This window comes from Pseudovibrio sp. Ad26, from assembly GCF_001623285.1.
Classification (GTDB): domain Bacteria; phylum Pseudomonadota; class Alphaproteobacteria; order Rhizobiales; family Stappiaceae; genus Pseudovibrio; species Pseudovibrio ascidiaceicola.
Map to the genome: position 1 here is coordinate 64444 of NZ_LMCE01000063.1, position 15932 is coordinate 80375.

At 52.4% G+C, this 15932-nt stretch carries 14 protein-coding genes; 3 read left to right on the forward strand and 11 right to left on the reverse strand.

Going from position 1 to position 15932, the window contains the following annotated elements:
* Window positions 1–8 precede the first annotated feature (8 nt).
* The 3 genes from PsAD26_RS15685 to PsAD26_RS15695 all read left to right on the forward strand — a co-directional run bounded on the left by PsAD26_RS15685 (window position 9) and on the right by PsAD26_RS15695 (window position 2315).
* Entirely contained in the window at window positions 9–707 is a 699-nt protein-coding gene (locus PsAD26_RS15685) for a hypothetical protein (protein WP_063311206.1), read from the forward strand.
* Between the two features lie 183 nt (window positions 708–890).
* The gene (locus PsAD26_RS15690; RefSeq protein WP_063311207.1) at window positions 891–1514 is read left to right on the forward strand and encodes a LysE family translocator; all 624 of its coding nucleotides are present in this window, start codon (window positions 891–893) and stop codon (window positions 1512–1514) included.
* A gap of 177 nt (window positions 1515–1691) precedes the next feature.
* Complete coding sequence (locus PsAD26_RS15695; RefSeq protein WP_063311310.1) at window positions 1692–2315, forward strand: LysE family translocator; 624 nt, start codon at window positions 1692–1694, stop codon at window positions 2313–2315.
* A gap of 34 nt (window positions 2316–2349) precedes the next feature.
* On the opposite strand, the gene PsAD26_RS15700 is transcribed toward PsAD26_RS15695, so the two are convergent.
* From PsAD26_RS15700 to uraH, 11 genes are all read right to left on the reverse strand, one after another.
* The gene (locus PsAD26_RS15700) at window positions 2350–3561 is read right to left on the reverse strand and encodes an ArgE/DapE family deacylase (RefSeq protein ID WP_063311208.1); all 1212 of its coding nucleotides are present in this window, start codon (window positions 3559–3561) and stop codon (window positions 2350–2352) included.
* 139 nt (window positions 3562–3700) lie between these two features.
* Complete coding sequence (gene uraD / locus PsAD26_RS15705; protein WP_063311209.1) at window positions 3701–4237, reverse strand: 2-oxo-4-hydroxy-4-carboxy-5-ureidoimidazoline decarboxylase; 537 nt, start codon at window positions 4235–4237, stop codon at window positions 3701–3703.
* Window positions 4238–4241: 4 nt separating this feature from the next.
* Window positions 4242–5423 (reverse strand): urate hydroxylase PuuD, encoded by a 1182-nt coding sequence (locus tag PsAD26_RS15710; protein ID WP_063311210.1) that lies wholly within the window; start codon window positions 5421–5423, stop codon window positions 4242–4244.
* A gap of 118 nt (window positions 5424–5541) precedes the next feature.
* Complete coding sequence (locus PsAD26_RS15715; protein WP_063311211.1) at window positions 5542–6615, reverse strand: BMP family ABC transporter substrate-binding protein; 1074 nt, start codon at window positions 6613–6615, stop codon at window positions 5542–5544.
* A gap of 431 nt (window positions 6616–7046) precedes the next feature.
* Entirely contained in the window at window positions 7047–7976 is a 930-nt protein-coding gene (locus tag PsAD26_RS15720) for an ABC transporter permease (protein ID WP_082827144.1), read from the reverse strand.
* Window positions 7969–9057, reverse strand: coding sequence for an ABC transporter permease (locus tag PsAD26_RS15725; protein WP_063311212.1), 1089 nt, complete (start codon window positions 9055–9057; stop codon window positions 7969–7971). Before PsAD26_RS15725 ends, PsAD26_RS15720 begins: the two co-directional genes overlap by 8 nt.
* A complete protein-coding gene (locus tag PsAD26_RS15730; RefSeq protein ID WP_063311213.1) occupies window positions 9047–10639 on the reverse strand; it encodes an ABC transporter ATP-binding protein in 1593 nt (530 codons plus the stop codon). The genes PsAD26_RS15725 and PsAD26_RS15730 overlap by 11 nt, the downstream gene beginning before the upstream one ends.
* 51 nt (window positions 10640–10690) lie before the next feature.
* Window positions 10691–11674: a xanthine dehydrogenase accessory protein XdhC gene (gene xdhC, locus PsAD26_RS15735; RefSeq protein ID WP_063311214.1), complete on the reverse strand. Its 984-nt coding sequence runs from the start codon at window positions 11672–11674 to the stop codon at window positions 10691–10693.
* Entirely contained in the window at window positions 11674–14019 is a 2346-nt protein-coding gene (gene xdhB / locus PsAD26_RS15740) for a xanthine dehydrogenase molybdopterin binding subunit (RefSeq protein ID WP_063311215.1), read from the reverse strand. Before xdhB ends, xdhC begins: the two co-directional genes overlap by 1 nt.
* Complete coding sequence (gene xdhA, locus PsAD26_RS15745) at window positions 14009–15496, reverse strand: xanthine dehydrogenase small subunit (protein ID WP_063311216.1); 1488 nt, start codon at window positions 15494–15496, stop codon at window positions 14009–14011. Before xdhA ends, xdhB begins: the two co-directional genes overlap by 11 nt.
* 4 nt (window positions 15497–15500) lie before the next feature.
* The gene (gene uraH, locus PsAD26_RS15750; protein ID WP_063311217.1) at window positions 15501–15854 is read right to left on the reverse strand and encodes a hydroxyisourate hydrolase; all 354 of its coding nucleotides are present in this window, start codon (window positions 15852–15854) and stop codon (window positions 15501–15503) included.
* Window positions 15855–15932: the final 78 nt, after the last annotated feature.

A 15932-nucleotide genomic window follows, 5' to 3' on the forward strand; every position in this document is an offset into this window, starting at 1 on the left:
CAGCTATCATGAGCAAAGCCGCATGGCAGTTGGAAGCCGCTGAAAACAATGCGGATCTTTATCAGCATATGTTTGAAGCCCATGGCATTCCCTATGAGCGCTCCAAGGAGCTGTTTCACACCACTGTGCCGCCCTCCAGCATCGTGACCTGCCTCCCGACAGCAAAACCTGCATTCATCAATGACCTCACGCGCACTGCAACCTTTGATGTTTATGTCAAAGACAGTTTTGCGGTCCTTCCACTGGAACAATCTGGTTTCAAAAAACTGTTCGATGCCAGCTGGTTTTATCTGACTGAAATCGTCAAAGCAGACACGGCAGGCTGGGAGCAGATAAAGACCGCCCGGCAGCTGGAGCACTGGCAGGCAGCATGGAAGACAAGCGGCAATCAGACAGACCGCAGCATGTTTCCACCTGCACTTCTCACGAACCCGAACATTGCCTTTTGGGGCTATGCTGAAGCGGGAAAGTACACCAAGGGCTTCATCGGCAACTGGTCTGGCAGCTCAATCGGCCTTTCCAACATCTTTGCAGGCACACTGTCCCCACAAGACCTCCAGCAAATGGCGGGCCTCTTGCAGGCATGGCAACCATCAACACCCATAGTCGGCTATGCACGAGGTGAAACTCTGCACAGCGCCATACAAACGGGCTTTGAAACTTCCGGAAACCTGACGGTCTGGATCAAACAACTCTCACCAAGCTGAGCTCTCATGCGAGCAACAGCATGCAATCGCTCAAACTTTCATCAAGCACCATTGCCTCCTGCAACAAAATGTGAGGCGTAAATAATTGTTTCCATTGTTGTATTTCGTCATCACACCCGCAGAATTTTGGTCACAATTCGCCCCTACCTCTCCTGTGCAACACATCGTTTCAGGAGAAAAGCCATGGCCATCGAGGTTTGGCTGACTTACGCCCTTGCCTGCATCATCTTACTCATCATCCCCGGACCAACAGTCCTTATGGTCTCCAGTTATGGCATCAGCCAGGGCTTGCGGGCGGTTGTCGCCTCAGCCCTTGGCGTTAGTTTGGGGAGTATCTTACTGATCTCGGTCGCATTGGCCGGACTTGGCGCCGTCATCTCAACCTCTGCATTGCTCTATGACATCCTGCAATATGCGGGCGCGACCTACCTCATTTATCTGGGCGTCAGCATGTGGCGCAGGAAATCTGTCCTCAAAGACCAAATGGAGATTGTGGCAACGACCCGCCTGCAAATATTCAGAGATACGTTTCTGGTCTCAGCATTCAACCCCAAAGACATGCTGTTCTTCGTTGCGTTTCTCCCGCAATTTGTAGATGACACGATTCCCGTCATTCCGCAGTTCATACTGCTGGGAACAACCTTCGTGCTCCTCGGTGGCATCAACACGATGTTCTGGACATCCATGGCAGGCAGTTGCAGTGCCATGCTCACCGGAGGCAAATGCGCAAAACGTCTCAACAGGATCGGGGGAACCGGTCTGCTGAGTGCCGGGCTCTTCATCGCACTGTCAGGAAAGTTTCCATAAAACTCACAGACAGTGGCAAGAACTCAAAGTCTCTCCAGTATTTCTCAAAGGCCTGCCTCTACCCAAACAGCATCTACATGGGTAAGCTTCTCATTTGCTGCACACTTTGAGACATCAGCTCAAAGCCTTTCAACTCATCACCTGTTCATGATCGATCAGGCCTTTCCGGAGAACATCATGGCGTTTGAAGCATGGATCGCGTTTGCCGCGGCAAGTATCCTACTGTTGATCATACCTGGCCCAACCGTCCTGATGGTCGTCAGTTACAGCCTCAGTCAGGGCAAACGCGCTGCAGTTGCCTCTGTCACCGGGGTGATGTTGGGGGACCTGTTTGCAATTACAGCAGCTCTTGCAGGCCTTGGTGCTGTTTTGGCGGCCTCCGCTATGCTCTTCCAGATCATGAAATACATTGGTGCAGCTTATCTGATCTATATTGGCATTAAGATGTGGCGCAGCAATTCCGGCCCATCTACACAAATTGAGATGCCACAGGTTCCGGCATTCCAGATCTTTAGAGACACCCTGCTGGTCACCACCTTCAACCCAAAGGGCATGCTGTTCTTCGTGGCGTTCCTGCCTCAGTTTGTTGACCAAACTCAGCCTGTGTTGACCCAGTTTTTCATTCTCGGCCTCACCTTCGTAACACTTGGCGGTGTGAACACAGTGTTCTGGGTGACCATGGCGGGCGGATTGCGCAAAGTTGTCAACGGACCAAACACACTCAAACGCCTCAATAAGGTTGGCGGAACAGGCCTTCTGGGCGCAGGCATTTTCACGGCCCTATCTGGTCGAGTGGGCTAATAAAAAAGCCCGGAATTTCCGGGCTTTTCTCACATTATCGAAGAAGTGTTTTCAAGGCGTCTGCGACAATAATCGTAGCCGCCTTTAAGTCCGACAGCTGCAAATGCTCATCCGCCCCATGAGCATTGGCTTCCAGAATGGAACGCGGTCCTGCACCATAAAGCACTGTTGGAATACCGGCCTCAGCATAATGGCGGGCATCAGTGTAAAGCGGAGCACCCGTGCTTTTCAGCTCAATGCCCAAAACCTCTTTGGCAGGCCATTTCAACGCTTCCACCAGTTTTTTCGCTCCTGGCAATTCGCGCAGCGGCTCAGCAATCATAATCCGTCGACACTCAACCTCAACACCGCAATCTTCCGGTACCAAAGCTTCAATCAACGCAATCAACTGCTCTTCTACCTGTTCGCCGTTCTCTTCGGGGATCAAGCGCCGGTCAACGCGAAGCGAGACACGCTCTGGCACCACATTGGTATTGATGCCACCAGATATGAGCCCCACGGTGATCTGAGGCGATCCGATACCGTCCTGATCACTCTGAATAGACTTGAGGCGATCACGTTCCTCATAAAGCGCAGCGAGAACAGGCGTTGCAGCTTGCAAGGCATCTGCACCACTCTCTGGCATCGCGGCATGCGCCTGACGGCCACGGAAGATCACCTCCATATGCAAACAGCCGTTGTGAGCCGTTGTCGCAGCATAGGAAAACCCAGCTGAGATCGCATAGTCCGGCTTGGTCAGCTCCTGCTCCAACAGCCACTTCGGCCCAACAAACCCACCAGCTTCTTCGTCATAGGTCAGATGCAGCTCAACGGAACCTTCCAGCTCATCCGCATACTCACGAAGAGCCAGCAACGCAAAAGCGTAGGTGGCAAAATCTCCTTTGGAAACCGCAGCCCCGCGCCCGTAAAGCGCGCCATCATCGATCTCGGCGCCATAAGGGTCTTTGGACCAGCCTTCCCCCGGAGGCACCACATCGCCGTGGGCATTAAGAGCAATCACCGGACCAAACCCATCGCCAAACGTTTCACGAATGATCAGATTGGTCACGGAGATCATGCCGTTCTGGCGCACAAATGGTTCTGGAACAGGGTGTTTTTCAACGGTAAAGCCAAGGCCTTCAAGCAGCTCAGCAGTCCGCAATGCGTGGTGCTCCGTATCCCCTGGCGGGTTGTCGCTTGGCACCTTGACCAATTCGCGCAGGAAGTCTACCTGCTCCGCAAACCGGTTTTCAATCGCGGCCTTCATGAATGCTCCCCTTGAATTTTACAGTAGCAGTAATCCAATAGATAAAGGTGATGGTTGCAAGCATCTTATAACGCAGCCCCCCATGTTCCAGTGGATTATTGCCCATTACGTAACTGTAGCAAGCACTTTCCGGCAGGGGTCAGGGACTGCAAGCACTCTGTTCGTCTGCCACCAGATCCTCCAGCCGAAAGCTGAAGATCCGGCAGATTTGACGCAATGCCTCCGCAAACTCATCCTTTGCAGAATTCTGCAAACGAAGCTGGAAAGCCTCCAGAATCTGATGCTTGGTCGCTCCCTTCACCGCAAAGATGAAAGGGAAGCCATAATTGGATTTGTAAGTGCCGTTAAGCTGGGTGAACTGCTCATATTCCGCATCACTCAGTTGATCCAATCCAGCACCAGACTGCTCATTCACCGAAGCATCCGCCATTTTACCCGCCCGCGCTGCTTTGCCGGCAAGGTCAGGATGCGCACGGATTAACGCCAGCTGCGCCTCTTCATCCGCATCATGAAGCGCCTTCGTGAAAGCGTCGATCAAAGCCTTACGAGTAGCGAACGGCGCTTCTCGCTGCGCAACAGCTGCAACCCATGGAGTATGCTCCGCAACCCCGCCAAACACCTCGACAAAGGCGTCCTGCGAGAACCGGTTCACCTCATCCAGAGAATAAGTCACCATCGCTTCAGTGCCCCTGCAACCAGGCGCCAAGGATCTCGCGCTCTTCTTTGGTCATCCCTGTCTCATTGCCAAGTGGCATGGCAGAGGACCGCACCGCCTGCGCCATGATCAGGCTGTCATAGCGCTGCAGATCAGCGATGCTGTCCAGCTCGATGTTTTTAGGCGCTTCTGTAAATGCCTCATTGGTTGGCGTCGCACTATGGCAGGCCGCACAATGGGTCTGCGCAATCTCCAGCACATCACTGTCTGGGATCGGACCATGTCCGCCACCAATCTTGGCTGGCTGTGTCACAATGAGAGCCACAAACAGACTGACGGCTGCGGTAGGCAAGGCCCACCAGAAATTGGCAAAGTTGTCATGCGCATCATGACGATTGATGAAGTGGCGCACCATACCGCCCATCACGAGGATCAGCGCAACAACCAGCACAGGCTGGCTATGCCCCGTCAGCAACGGATAATGGTTGGACACCATCATCAAAAGAACGGGCAATGTCAGGTAGTTGTTATGAACCGAGCGCTGCTTGCCAATCAGGCCAAGCGCTGCATCAGGTTTACGTCCTGCCAGCAAATCTGCGGTAATTTTCTTCTGGTTCGGGATAATCACCATAAACACATTGAAGGCCATGAAAGTGCCGATCAATGCACCAACGTGAATAAGAACCCCACGGCCTGAAAAGACCAGAGAATATCCATAGGTCGCACCTAGAATGATCACCAGAAGGCACACGGCCAGCAAAGGTGTATTCTTGCCAATCGCCGAACGGCACAGGCGATCATAAATGATCCAGCCAAGCCCAAGAGAGGCGATGGAAATTGCGACAGCCTCAACAGGCAAAAGCTTCATGACCTCAGGGTCAATGAGATAAACTGTTGCGTTGAAGTAGTACTGAACGCTCAAAAGAGCAAAACCTGAAACCCAGGTGAGATAAGCATCCCACTTGTACCACATCAGGTCTTTCGGCAGCTCTTTCGGTGCCACCATGAACTTCTCAACATGGTAGAAGCCGCCGCCATGGACTTCCCAGGCGCTGCCAAAAATGCCCTCTGCCTGCCCTTCCCGTTTGCGCAAGGAAAGGTCAAGAGCGATGAAATAAAAAGAGGTCCCAATCCAGCCCACGCCCACAATCAAGTGAAACCAGCGGAAAAGCAGATTGAGCCATTCACTAAGGAAGGTGGCTGTCATTGTCTTGTTCTTTTAAGTTCAATTGAAATAAGTGGGCAGCGGGAGAAAGCCCCCACTGCAGAAATCGGCGGAGAGCACCCTGAAAAAATGTGGCGCTCTCCGAAAATAAGCGAAAAGCTTATTTAGGCAGCTGGTCGTCGATGCCTTTAACGTAGAAGTTCATGGAAAGCAGAGCACCATCTTCAGCGCTCTCACCAGCTTTCAGGAACTCAGAGCCATCCTGCTTGGTGATTGGGCCGGTAAATGGCTTCAGCTCACCAGATTTGATCGCAGCAAGAGTTTTTGCAGCTTCATCTGCAACATCCTGCGGGATGTTGGTGAACGGCGCCATGTGAACCATGTCAACGTCCAGACCACCCCAGGTATCCTGGCCCTTCCAGTTGCCGTCCATCACTGCTTGCACGCGGGCAATGTAGTAAGCGGACCAATCGTCGATAATCGCAGTTGCCTGTGCCTTAGGCGCAAACTTGATCATGTCAGATGCCTGACCAAAGCCCATGATGCCACGCTCTTCAGCAACCTGCAGAGGCGCTGGGGAGTCAGTGTGCTGAACCATGATGTCAACGCCCTGATCGATCAGCGCTTTTGCAGCATCAGCTTCACGGCCCGGATCGTACCAGGAATTCACCCAGATGGTTTTGATCTTGAAGTCCGGGTTCACAGACTGTGCACCCAGCATGAAGGAGTTGATGCCACGCACAACTTCAGGGATTGGGAAGGAACCGATGTAACCAGCAGTACCGGACTTGGAGACCTTAGCAGCGATCTGACCAAGAACATAACGACCTTCATAGAAGCGAGCGCCGTAAGAAGAAACGTTCTTCGCCTGCTTGTAGCCAGTTGCATGCTCAAACTTCACTTTCGGAAACTTACGCGCAACCTTCAAGGTTGGGTTCATGTAACCAAAGGAGGTTGTAAAGATCAGCTCGTGACCGGAGCGAGCCAGACGCTCAATCGCGCGCTCAGCATCCGCACCTTCCGGCACGCTTTCAATGTAAGTGGTTTCAACTTTGTCGCCAAAGTGCTTTTCAATCGCCTGACGGCCCTGATCGTGCTGGTAAGACCAGCCATGGTCAGAAACCGGACCAACATAGATGAAACCCACTTTCAGTGGATCAGCAGCATTTGAAGCCCCTGCGGAAAGACCAAGTGCAACTGCAGCAGTTGCTGCCAGCTTGAAGATAGTGCGCATTGTGCGCTCCCCTTTATAGGTTAGAGCGTATCCCCGAAAAATGGTTCCGGTTTTCGGATAAGGATACACATAAGCCTAAGCCTGCACTCCAGCCGCGCAACACCCTAACAAGCGCAGCGGAGTACACCAATGAGAACCAGATGAACGAAAGCTCCAAACAAATGCGATAGGAACAGCCCCGAAAGATCTGTTCTGCGCATCTGTGCGCTCTCAAGTTGTTTCCTGCTTTGTTGTATCTCGCATGTATATGCGATCTTTTATTCGCGTGCGGGCAGGTTTCCGCGATCTGTGCAACGGTGAACCGTGTTATTTGCACTCAGAGATCAAGGTCTCTGCTATCTTCGTTCTCTCGCCTCCATGTATACGAAGGTCGAAATATTGGCAATTTGACCAATGTCTACTATGAGCGCATTGGCCAAATCAGGTTCTTCTTAGCGATCAGGCACAAAAGGCTTACCAAGACACGCAGGTGTATTCACCTTGGCAAGCGTCTTATTGCGCGAGATCATGATCAGCACAATGATGGTTGCCAGATACGGCAGAGCAGACATCAACTGCGTCGGCAAACCAATACCTGCGGCCTGCGCGTGGAACTGCAAAATGGAAACAGCACCAAACAGATAAGCCCCAATCAGCACACGTGCCGGACGCCAGCTTGCAAACACCACCAGAGCCAGCGCAATCCAGCCGCGGCCCGCTGTCATGCCTTCAACCCACTGCGGGGTGTAAATGAGCGACAGGTAAGCGCCAGCAAGGCCAGAACACGCCCCACCAAACATCACCGCAAGATAACGCACCTGAATAACCGAGTATCCAAGTGAATGTGCTGAGCCGTGGTTGTCACCAACAGCACGGATGATCAGACCCGTACGAGACCTGAACAGCACAAAGTAAACCGCAATCACAAGACCATAAGAAGCGTAAACCAGAACGTCCTGATTAAAGAGCAGCGGCCCAATAAATGGAATGCCCGACAACACTGGAATAGCAATCGGTTTCAGGCTGATACCCGGCTGACCGATGAAGGCTTCTCCAACCATGCCGGAAAGGCCAAGCCCCAGTATAGTCAGCGCAAGGCCTGTCGCCACCTGATTGGCCATCAGATTAAGCGTCAGGAAGCCAAACAGCAGGCTCATGGCAACGCCGGAGATCATGGCCGCCACAATCCCTATGTAAGGAGAACCGGTTGCCTGTGTCGCAGCAAAACCCATCACGGCGCCAACAATCATCATGCCCTCAACACCAAGGTTGAGCACACCGGACCGCTCCACCACAAGCTCACCAATCGCAGCAAGCAACAGTGGCGTAGACGCGGTGATGATGGTCAGAAGAACAGCTTCGATCATGGAAAGATCAGACATTGCCTGCCTCCTTCATGCTTTTCGCGCTGGAAGCAAACTTGAATCTGTAAAGAATGAGCGTGTCACACGCGAGCACGAAGAACAGCAGCATGCCCTGGAACACACGGGTCACCTTGTCAGTCAAACCAAGGCTGACCTGCGCAGATTCACCACCGATATAGGAAAGCCCAAGCAACAATCCGGCAAACAAAATGCCAATCGGGTTCAAGCGACCAAGGAACGCCACGATAATTGCGGTAAACCCATAACCTGGAGAAATAACGGGTGTCAGCTGTTCAATAGAACCGGAAACTTCCGCCATACCTGCCAGACCAGCCAAACCGCCAGAAACGAGGAAACCGAACCAGACAACACCATTGCTGGAAAAACCCGCAAAGCGACCGGCACGTGGGGTCTCACCCATCACCTTGATCTCAAAACCTTTGAGCGTGCGAGACAGCATCCACCAAACCACCAGAACAGCCAGCACAGCGAAGATCATGCCAATATGCAAACGCCCTTCACCGATTTTCGGCAGCACGTGTGCCGCATCAAAAATCCGGCTCTCCGGGAAGTTGAAACCATCCGGATCACGCCATGGGCCACGGACAAGAAAGTCGAGAATGTACTGGGCAATGTAAACCAGCATCAGGCTGGTCAGGATCTCATTGGTCCCAAACCGCACCTTCAAAAACGCCGGAATAGACGCCCACGCCATACCGCCTAAAATGCCCATCAGCACCATCAAAGGCAGCGCCAGTGGGCTGGTAAAGTCGAAAAACAGGACCGGAATGATAGATCCAGCCAGCGCACCCATGGTGAACTGACCTTCTGCACCAATATTCCACGAGTTAGAGAGGAAGCAGACAGACAGGCCAACCGCGATCAGCACCAGCGGACCTGCTTTCACCAGCAGCTCTTCGATGGACCAGCTGGTTGTCAGTGGCTCAATGAAATAGGCATAAAGCGCGTCAATCGGGTTGTAGCCCATGCTGACAAACAAAATAGAGCCACACACGAGGGTGAGACCAATCGCAATCAGCGGTGAAACAACGGTCATCAGCTGAGAGTGCTCAGCGCGTTTTTCAAGTTCAATGCGCATGGGTCTCTCCCGCTTTTACTGCAGGGGAAGCAGACTTGCCCTCACCCATACCCGCCATCAGAAGACCAATCTTCTCACGCGTCATTTCCGAAGCCGGTTCGGCTACAGAAAGCTCACCGCGAGAGATCACGGCAATCCGGTCAGAAATCTCATAGATCTCATCAAGATCCTGCGAAATCACCAGAACAGCTGAACCGCCTCGGGCCAGATCAATGATCGCCTGACGGATCAAAGCCGCAGCGCCTGCATCAACGCCCCAGGTCGGTTGATTGATCACCAGCACTTTCGGCACACGGTCCAGCTCACGACCAACCACAAACTTCTGCAGGTTACCACCGGAAAGAGACCGCGCCTCAGGATTGTCATGAGACATGCGCACATCGTAAGAAACGGTAATGCGCTTTTCCATTTCAGCTGCAAGCTTCTGGTTCAGCATGCCGTGCTTGATCAGTGAAGGCTCAGTTTTATAGCGCGTCAGTAAAATATTGTCGGAAAGCACAAAGCCCGGCACCGCGCCATGACCTAAACGCTCTTCTGGGACAAAGGCAGAGCCAAGCAAACGCCGGTCATTGATCTTGCGCTTGCCAACCGGCACACCGCAAATCTCAACCGCATAAGCATCTTTGACCTGCGTCTCACCAGAGATCGCATCAAACAACTCGCTCTGGCCGTTCGCAGCAATCCCGGCAACGGCAACAATCTCACCACCGCGCAAGTCTAGATTGACGTCCTTAAGCTCAATGCCAAATGCGCCATCTGATGGAATGGACAGATTACGCAGCTTGAGCATCACATCGCCCGGCTGAGCTTCAGTCGCACCAGCGGAAATATCATGAACATCACCACCCACCATCATACGAGCAAGGCTGGCTGGTGTTTCCTCAGCAGGATCACACCCACCCACCACACGGCCATTGCGCATGATCGTGGCGTTGTGGCAGATCTTCTTCACCTCTTCCAGACGATGAGAGATGTAAAGGATCGCACAGCCTTCAGAGGCAAGGCGCTGTAAGGTGACAAAAAGCTGATCCGCTTCTTGCGGGGTCAGTACAGACGTAGGCTCATCCATGATGATGAGACTGGGGTTCTGCAAAAGGCAACGTACGATTTCGATACGCTGACGGATGCCAACCGGCAGATCCGCAACCAGTGCTGCAGGATCCAGAGGCAGGCCATACTTTTGGGAAACCTCAGTAATACGTTTGGAAAGAGCCTCGATTTTCTCGCCTTTAGGCAAGGCCAGCGCGATGTTTTCAACCACACTCAGTGCTTCAAACAAGGAAAAGTGCTGGAACACCATGCCAACGCCCAGTTTGCGGGCAGCCGCAGGGTTCGAGATTGAAACCCGTTTCCCCTTCCAGAGGATCTCTCCCGCACCCGGTTCAAGAGCGCCGTAGAGAATTTTCACGAGCGTGGACTTTCCCGCTCCGTTTTCGCCCAGCAAAGCATGAATTTCACCTTGCTTAATGACGAGATCGACATTGTCGTTCGCTAGAATGTCACCAAATCGCTTGGTAATACCCTTGGCTTCTATGAGATCTACGCCCTCTGCCACCGGGCCAGACCTCTGTTCGTTTTCCATCGTGTTATCCGTTCCCCCAAGCAAAATTAGATCGAGATGTTCTCCCTGAACCTAAGAAGCAAAACGAAAACCTCCCTGAGCATTGCTCATTTGCTTTTCCTTTACCACTAGAAGTTGAGCAGCAATGGAAATTGCAATATCAGACGGTTTTTTGCTTTTAATCTCAGTAATTCCGACCGGACAAACAAGCTGTTTGCTCTGCGCCTCCGATACCCCGGAGTCTTTGAACCGTTTTAGTGTTCGCGCGCGCTTTGTTGCACTGCCTATCAATCCAATAAATGCCAGATCGGTTCTACGAACAGCGGCATCTACTATAGCATGATCACGCTTGTGATCATGGGTCATTACGATGACATAGTTTCCCGGTTCAAGGTTCTTTACGACGACTTGAGGCTCATTTAGATGAATGCAGCGAATATTGGAAGGTACATATTTAGGAAAAATTTCGCGTCGTTCATCAATCCAGCTGATCTGAAAGCCCAATGGGGCCATTGCAAGCATCAAAGCCTTGCCAACATGCCCTGCACCGAACAGATACAGATGGGGTCTATCCTCCCCGAACCTCTCCGTCAATTTGCCTTGATTTAAAACAATTTCAGCGGAATCTGCCCTGCACATTGCAGGGGGTAATACGTGCCTTTCAAGCGGCCCGGAACTGCAAGTATTTGCAGTCGTTGAAAAAATCCCCACCCCTTCTTGTGTGGAAAAATCTTGTGCACGACCACGATAATTGAGATCAAATTGCTCAAATGCGATTTCAACCCGCCCGCCGCAGCATTGTCCAAGGTCAGGACCAAGCGCGTATGAGCGTGTTTGGAAGGCGGCACCGCCCTCTTTCATCAATGAAACAGCTTCATGCAAAACATCGTATTCCAGACGCCCACCACCAATGGTTCCTTTAAACGACATATCGGGGCGTACGACCATCCGTGTGCCAGTCTCACGAGGAGAGGATCCGGCAACATCCAGTATGCTCACCAGCACACAACGGCCAGCAGCATCCAGAGCAGACAGAACTTCACCCCAAACCCGCATCAGCTCACCTCTCCCGCCTTGATCGCTTTAACAGCTTTCAAGATCGCTTCAGGCGTTGCTGGTGCATCCAGTTTAGGCAAAACACCCTTGTTCAGGCTCGCAACCGCATCGTTGATTGCGCAAAAAACAGAGATTGGCAGCATCAAAGGCGGCTCGCCAACAGCCTTGGAACGATAGATCGTTGGCTCAGGGTTCCCGTCACTCTCATAAAGCGCCACATTAAAAACCTCAGGAACATCCGTGGCCGTCGGTATCTTGTAAGTAGACGGAGCATGTGTCCGCAGTCGGCCAGCATCATCAAACCACAACTCTTCCGTGGTCAACCAGCCCATACCCTGCACAAAGCCACCTTCAATCTGGCCAATATCCAATGCCGGATTGAGCGATTTGCCAACATCATGAAGCACATCAACCCGTTCAACTTTCATTTCACCGGTCAACGTATCAATCACCACCTCAGAACAGGAGGCACCATAAGAGAAGTACAGGAAAGGCCGTCCCTTCACCCGCTCCCGATCCCAGATAATCTTCGGTGTCTTGTAAAACCCGGAGGAGGAAAGATGTATGCGATGCTCATAAGCAAGTTGAGCCAGTTCTTTGATAGAAAGCCTCAGTGTCCCATCTATCAGCATCTGATCGTCACAAAGCTCAATATCCCCCTCAGAAACCTCAAAATGTTGAGCGCCGAAGGCTTTCAGGCGACCAACAATCTCACGGCACGCAATCGCGGCAGCCATACCATTCAAGTCAGTACCGGATGAGGCTGCGGTTGGAGATGTATTTGCAACCTTAGAGGTATTGGTCGCGGTGATCTTCACTTTCCCAAGGCTAACACCCATCTCAGTCGCTGCGATCTGGGCAACTTTTTGATAGAGGCCCTGCCCCATCTCAGTGCCGCCATGGTTCAGATGTACTGACCCATCCCGGTAAAGATGTACCAGCGCTCCCGCCTGATTGAGATGTGTGAGCGTAAACGAGATGCCAAACTTCACTGGTGTAAGAGCAATCCCTCTCTTCAGGATCGTATTCTCAGCATTAAACGCTTCAACGGCTTTTCGGCGTGCACGATAGTCGGAACTTTGCTCCAATTCATCTACCAGCGCGGCCAGCACGTCGTGCTCATCAACCGACTGCCCATAGGGCGTGGTGTTCTCACCATCCCGATAAAAATTCGCCTTACGCACATCAAGCGGATCCTGCCCCATCTTGATCGCAATCGCATCCATCAGCCGTTCCGCAGCAAACATCCCTTGAGGCCCACCAAAACCACGGAATGCCGTATTGGAAACTGTATTTGTTTTCAGCCTCTTGGAACGGATGAGAACGTCTGGATAGAAATAGCTGTTATCCGCATGGAACATGGCACGGTCATTGATCCCAAGCGATAAATCCGCAGAGTGACCACAACGCGAATTCAAATCAATCTGAACCGCTTCAATCTTGCCCGATGCATCACACCCCGCAGCCACATCAACCAGGAAGTCGTGACGCTTTCCAGTCAGGATCATATCGTCATCACGATCCAATCGGCATTTACATGGACGCCCCGTTGCATATGCAGCCAAAGCCGCCAGCGCCGCCCATTGGTTCGCCTGAGATTCCTTACCACCAAACGCACCGCCCATACGGCGCACTTCAACGGTCACTGCCGCCTCATCAACACCCAGAACTTTCGCAATGGTGTGCTGAACCTCAGTTGGATGCTGGGTGGAGGAATGTACAGTCATGTCCCCATCTTCACCGGGAATAGCAAAAGCCATCTGTCCTTCAAGATAGAAGTGCTCCTGCCCGCCAAGCGCAAAACTGCTCGTTACCGTGTGCGCTGAACGTCCCAAAGTGCCTTCAGGTGTCCCCCGGCGAAACTCATAGTCCGGCAACACAGTCTGCTCAGCTTTGAGAGCGTCAGCAACGCTCACCAGAGGCGTTTCTGCCTCAACCTCAATCCGTGCCAGTTTAACAGCCTTGCGCGCCTGTAAACGGCTCTCAGCCACCACAAGAAACACCAGCTGTCCATGAAATGCGATGCGATCCGAAACAAGCACCGGATCATCTCCCATAGCGGGAGAGCAATCATTGACACCAGGAATATCCGCTGCTTCCAACACCGCAACGACACCGGCAGCTGCTCTGACAGCGCTCAGATCGACTGTCACCAGACGGCCACACGCTTCATGTGACGCATACCCCGGCGCCACATGAAGCGTGCCGTACGGCTCAATCATGTCATCAATGTACGTCGCAATGCCAGCTACATGTTTTTCCGCACTGTCATGCTTGTAGGATTTTCCAACAACCTGAGAGGCCGAGGTGCGTTCCGCTGTCTTTTCAAGAAGATCAGTTGACATGAGCGCCTCCCCCAACCAGTTCACGTTGCCCAAAGACACGCGTTTTTTGCGAGGATGCAGCAGAGATTTCCAGCAGGGCTTTTTCTAAAAGTCCCCGCACAATATCACGCCGATAAGTGCTAGAGGCCCGCATGTCAGTCAACGGAACGAATTCACCCTCAATAATATCCAACGCATTCTGCCAGCTGTCTGGATCGTCCAAGGATACCCCAACCAGAGCTGCTTCGGCCTCACTTGCACGTTTTGGGATGCCCGCAACACCACCAAATGCCATGCGTGCACTCTTCACCACACCGTCTTTGACTGTCAGACAGAACGCAGCCATTACCGCAGAAATATCCTGATCAAAACGCTTGGTGATCTTGAAGGCCCGGAACTGCTCATCAGCACTCAAACGCGGCACATTGATCGACGTCAGCACTTCGTTCTCAGCGATGTCCTGCTTGCCATAGTCAATGAAGAAATTCTCCAGCAGCAACGTGCGACGCCCACGATTGCTTTGCAACTCAATCTCGGCCCCCAACGCAATCAGCATTGGCGGCATATCCCCGATTGGCGATCCGTTTGCGATATTCCCACCAACGGTACCCGATGCCCGAACCTGCTTTGAGCCAATCCGGCTGACCACCAGATCCAGATCAGGATCAATGGATTTCAGGAACTGCTCTGCAACCGCATAAGACGCACCCGCCCCAAGCCGGATACCCTGCTCGTCCTCATAACAAGTGCTCAAGCCATTCACTCGCCCCAGATAAATGACCTTTGGCAGATCACGCAGATGTTTAGTGACCCAAAGCCCAACATCTGTAGAGCCAGAAACAAGGGTAGCCTCTGGATGCTCTCCATAGGTCTCCAGCAAACGCTGAAAACTGCTGGGTGCATAGAAAAAGCGTTCGCCATCGCCCACATGAACATCCTGCGCATCCTGAAGAGCTACAAGTTTGTGCTCTGTCTCTGTTGCTCGGGCAGAAAATGCATCATTCAAACCATTGCGACACGCATCCAAAGCAGCATCAACAATGGGTCTGTAACCCGTACACCTGCACAAGTTCCCAGCAATCCACCTATTCACATCCTGCCGTGTCAGACCCGGCGTATTTGCGTGGTAAAGTGTGAAGAGGTTCATCACGAAACCGGGCGTGCAAAACCCGCATTGCGAACCGTGTAGGTCAACAAGTGCCTTTTGGACCGGGTGTAATCCGTCAGGCCCTTCCAGATCTTCTACCGTTACAAGCTCACAGCCATCAATCTGGCCGAGCAGTAAGATGCAGCTGTTAACAGGCTCATATACGAGTTTGCCATCACGCGAACGCCCAAGCGCAATGGTGCAGGCACCACAATCCCCTTCACCACATCCTTCTTTGGTGCCCGTTGAGTGCTCACTCAGGCGCAGATAATCAAGCAAAGTCGCCGTTGGTTCAAAATTGTCCAACTCGATGACCTGACCTTTTCGAAGGAAGCGGATTGCTGTGCGCATCAACTCAGCTCCCCCTGTAGGTGGTGTAACCAAAGGGAGAAAGCAGCAGTGGTACATGATAGTGGCTGCTTACATCCGCAATACCAAAGCGGATCGGAACAACATCAAGAAACGCAGGCTCTGGGAGAGCAAGACCTTCGCCTCGCAAGTAGTCACCTGCATGAAACTGCAGTTCATAGGTGCCCACAGTCAGACTGTCACCTTCCAGCAACGGCCCATCCACACGCCCATCATTGTTGGTCGAAAATACACCGATTTTGGAAAAGCTGTCCCCATCGATGCGAACCAGCTCAACCTGCAGCCCTGCCGCTGGTTTCCCCTGAGCACTGTCCAAAACGTGGGTGGTCAATCGCCCCATAGTTGCCTCGTCTTTCAAATGGCAACTGCAATAGATGCCAGAATCTAAGTGAAACTACAGAGTGCACGACTATTCATG